General features: G+C 31.5%; 1 protein-coding gene and 1 pseudogene. Both read left to right on the top strand.

Annotated features, from left to right (window positions below):
* Positions 1-59 precede the first annotated feature (59 nt).
* Positions 60-1,088 (top strand): annotated as a pseudogene (locus Q0649_RS11820) (acetyl-CoA hydrolase/transferase family protein); the annotation flags it as partial.
* 264 nt (positions 1,089-1,352) lie between these two features.
* Positions 1,353-3,077 carry an ABC transporter ATP-binding protein gene (locus Q0649_RS11815; protein WP_298842008.1) on the top strand — a complete coding sequence of 575 codons (1,725 nt, stop codon included), beginning with the start codon at positions 1,353-1,355 and terminating at the stop codon, positions 3,075-3,077.
* The last annotated feature ends 1,321 nt before the right edge of the window (positions 3,078-4,398 follow it).

Below are 4,398 nucleotides of genomic sequence, written 5' to 3'. Positions count from 1 at the left end.
GGTTAGTATGACTGAATTATTATCAATGCTTACAACTACATTATACGAGGGGGGATAATTTTACCCCTTGTTTCTTTCATGAAGTTCCTAAATTGTTTAGAAAAGGATATATGCCTGTTGATGTAGCTTTAGTTCGGGTTAGCTCTCCAGATGAGCATGGGTACTGTAGTTTTGGAGTATTAAATGACTATACAAAGCCTGCAGCTCAGTATGCAAAGATTGTAATTGCAGAAGTAAACGATAAGATGCCAAGAACTATGGGAGATTCATTTATTCATATATCAGATATAGACTATATAATTGAAACATCTCATAAAATAATTGAACTTCAACCACCTAGCATAGGAGAAGTTGAAAAAAAGATTGGGGAAAATTGTGCATCATTAATTGAAGATGGTTCTACACTACAACTTGGTATTGGCGCAATACCAGAGGCTGTACTTTTATTTTTAAAGGATAAGAAAGATTTGGGAATACATTCAGAAATGATATCAGATGGAGTAGTTGAACTAGTAGAAGCAGGTGTTATAACTAATAAGATGAAAACTCTTCACCCTGGAATAAGTGTAGTTTCTTTTCTTATGGGAACAAAAAGACTTTATGACTTTGTTGATAATAATCCTTCTGTTGAAATGTATCCTGTAAATTATGTAAATAACCCTATTACTATTATGAAAAATTATAAAATGGTATCTATAAATTCATGTGTACAAGTAGATATAATGGGGCAGGTATGTTCAGAATGTATAGGTTTAAAACAAATTAGTGGAGTAGGAGGTCAAGTTGATTTTGTTCGTGGTGTAAATATGAGTGAAGATGGTATATCAATAATTGCGATACCATCAACAGCATCAAAAGGAAAAATTTAAAAAATAGTTTCTTTATTAGATGTAGGAGCAGTAGTTACAACTTCAAGGACTGATGTTGATTATATTGTTACAGAGTATGGAATCGCACAGCTTAAAGGTAAATCTTTAAGAAATAGGGCAAGAGCATTAATAAATATTGCACATCCTGATTTTAGAGAAGAATTAAAAGTAGAATTTTCAAATAGATTTAAGAGTGCGTTTGAATTAAGTGGATTATAATAGTAATAGCTTGATTAAGTAGTATTTAAATAATAACCAGATTTTAAGATATAATTTTAAAACCCGTAAAATCCATTTAAGGAAATGGACATTGCGGGTTTTTAATATGATAAATAATAGAAAAGTAATTTATAAGACATTGGGAATTTACAATAATATGCTGTATAATTTATACAGGTTTCAGATTGCTGAGTGAGAGAATTAATTTAATAATAAAAATCATTAAGAGGTTTGAAGTCATGTCGCAAGGAGGGTGGAGTTACGGTGGGGTATTTAAAAGTATATATGCATAAGTATGGTATAGGATTTTGCATAGCAGTTTTTTTTGTAATACTCGAGGCATTTTGTGATTTGATGCAACCAATGATTATGTCCAAAATCGTGGATACAGGAGTTGCAAATAAAGATCTAAATTTTGTAATTAAAATGGGAGTTGTTATGCTTATAATTGCTGGATTTGGAGCAATATTTGCAAGTATTCGTAATGTTATTGCAAGTAATGTATCACAAAAACTTGGAATGGAACTTAGATCCGATTTATTTAAAAAAATTCAAAGTTTCTCTTTTGAAAATGTTGATAGATTTGAAGGAGCTACTCTTGTTACAAGGCTTACAAATGATGTAACTCAGGTTCAAAATTTTATTAATGGACTTATGAGGATATTTGTTAAAGCACCAATTGTGGGAATAGGAAGCATTATAATGGCTGCAAGACTAAACTTAAAGTTATCTATGATTTTATTTGCTATTGTACCAGTTGCAGCTATTCTTATATATTTTAATATGAAAATTGGACTCCCATATTTTATTAAAGTGCAGAAATCAATTGATAGCGTTAATGGAGTTATGAGGGAATATTTATCAGGAGTAAGAGTAGTTAAAGCTTTTAATAGATTTGAATATGAAATAGAAAGGTTTAAGGACAAAAATGCCTTGCTTACGAAGTCTTCTACTAAAGCTATGAAAATAACATCGGTTTTCACTCCAATCATTGGACTTATAGTGAACTTTGGTATTGTATTAGTGATATGGATAGGTGGAATATACGTAAACAAAGGAAGTATGCATGTAGGACAAATAATAGCATTTACAAATTATATGACACAAATATTATTCTCACTTATGATGGTAACTAATGTTTTTACAATGTTTGTGCGCGCTCGCGCATCTTCAGGGCGTATTAGTGAAGTGTTTTTAGAAAAGAATACTATGATTGATGGAAAGAAAATTATAGATAATTCTAAGTGCAAAGGAAGAGTTGACTTTCAGCACGTATATTTTTCATATAATAAAGAAAAAGAGCCGATATTAAAAGATATATCATTTAGTTGTCAGAATGGGGAAACTGTTGGAATAATAGGATCAACTGGTTCAGGTAAAAGTACGCTTGTAAATTTAATACCTAGATTCTATGATGTAATAAGTGGAGAAATAAAGGTTAATGGTGTAAATATTAAAGAGTTAGATATAAAGTCATTAAGAGAAAAGATTGCAATAGTGCCACAAAAGGCACTGTTATTTTCAGGTACAATATTAGATAACATGAAATGGGGAAGTGAAAAGGCGAGTATTTGCGAAATTAAGGAAGCATTAAAAGTGGCCGAGGCTAGTGAATTTATTGATAAACTTCCACAAGGTTATAATGAAAAGATTGGTCAAGGTGGCGTTAATTTTTCAGGAGGACAAAAGCAACGAATATCTATAGCAAGAGCACTTGTAAAAGGAGCTGAAATCCTAATACTTGATGATGCAACTAGTGCGGTTGATACAGATACAGAAGTGAAGATAAGGTCAAGTTTAAAAAAATATGCTAAAGATTTGACTTGTATTTTAATAGCACACAGAATAACTTCTGTAATGAGAGCCGATAAAATAATAGTAATAGATAATGGAGAAATAAAAGCGATTGGAACACATACGGAACTTTTAAAAAGCTGTGAGATATACAATGATATCTTCCTTTCCCAAATTGGAAAGGAGATGATGTAGATGCAGGGTAATAAATATAAGGATGACAATAAAACCGCTACTATGCCGTTTAATGGTGGTAGAGGCGGAAGAAGAAATAGGGCACCTGTAGAAAAACCGAAAAATTTTAGAAAAACATTAAGAAGGCTTTGGAGTTATTTTGGAAGTGAAAGGAAAACATTAATAACAATATTTATATTTATAATAATAGATTCGGCTATCGTACTTATAGGGCCATATTTTATAGGAAAAGCCGTAAATGCTATGTCAGCTAATAATGGAAAAGTAGATTTTAACCTACTTAGTATAATAGTAATTGTTTTGCTAATATCTTATTTGGCAGATGCAGCTATAAGTTTATTTCAGGGATTTGCCATGGCGAGTTCTAGTCAAAGAATAGTTAAAACCTTGAGAAACAACTTGTTTTTAAAACTTCAAAAGCTTCCCATGGCTTTCTTTGATTCAAATAGCCATGGAGATATTATGAGCAGATTGTCAAATGATATTGATAATGTTAGTTCTACTATTTCTCAATCTGCAATTGTACTAATGTCAGGGATTATAACTATAATAGGTTCATTTATTATGATGATGATTTTAAGCCCTATATTAAATTTTACAAGCTTAATTACAGTACCTTTAGTATTTTTATTAACTCGCTCCATTACTAAAAAGACAGGAAAACTTTTCAAATCTCAACAAATGGAACTTGGAAAACTAAATGGACAGATTGAAGAAACTATATCTGGAGTTTATATAGTAAAAGCTTTTAACCATGAAGATAAAACAGTGAAAGAATTTGATGAAATAAATCAAAGATTGTGCAATGTTGGATTAAAGGCTCAAATATATTCTGGATTCCTAATGCCAATTATGAATGTTATAAACAATATCGGATTTGCGGCAGTAGCTGGAGTAGGTGGAGTAATAGCAGTAGATGGCATAATTACAGTAGGTGTAATTGCCAGCTTTTTAAGTTATTCAAGGCAATTTGTACGTCCACTTAATAACCTGGCAAACATATTTAATACACTACAATCGGCTGTGGCAGGAGCTGAAAGAGTATTTGAAATATTGGATGAGGGAGAAGAAATAGAAGATGTATTAGAACCAAAAGAACTTAATAAATCCAAAGGCCATGTTAAATTTAGTAATGTATATTTTGAATATAGAAAAGATGTAAATATTCTTAAAGACATTAGTTTTGAAGCTCAACCGGGTGAGAGTATAGCACTTGTGGGGCCAACAGGGGCTGGGAAGACTACAATTGTAAACCTACTTACAAGATTTTATGATGAGATCGGAAGAGCGTCGTGTAGGGAAAGAGTGTGGATCAAGTGTA

The organism is uncultured Clostridium sp., assembly GCF_937920395.1.
In the GTDB taxonomy this organism is placed as follows: Bacteria; Bacillota; Clostridia; order Clostridiales; family Clostridiaceae; genus Clostridium_AD.
Note: the sequence above shows the minus strand (reverse complement) of the source record. Positions and strands in the feature narration are given on the sequence as shown.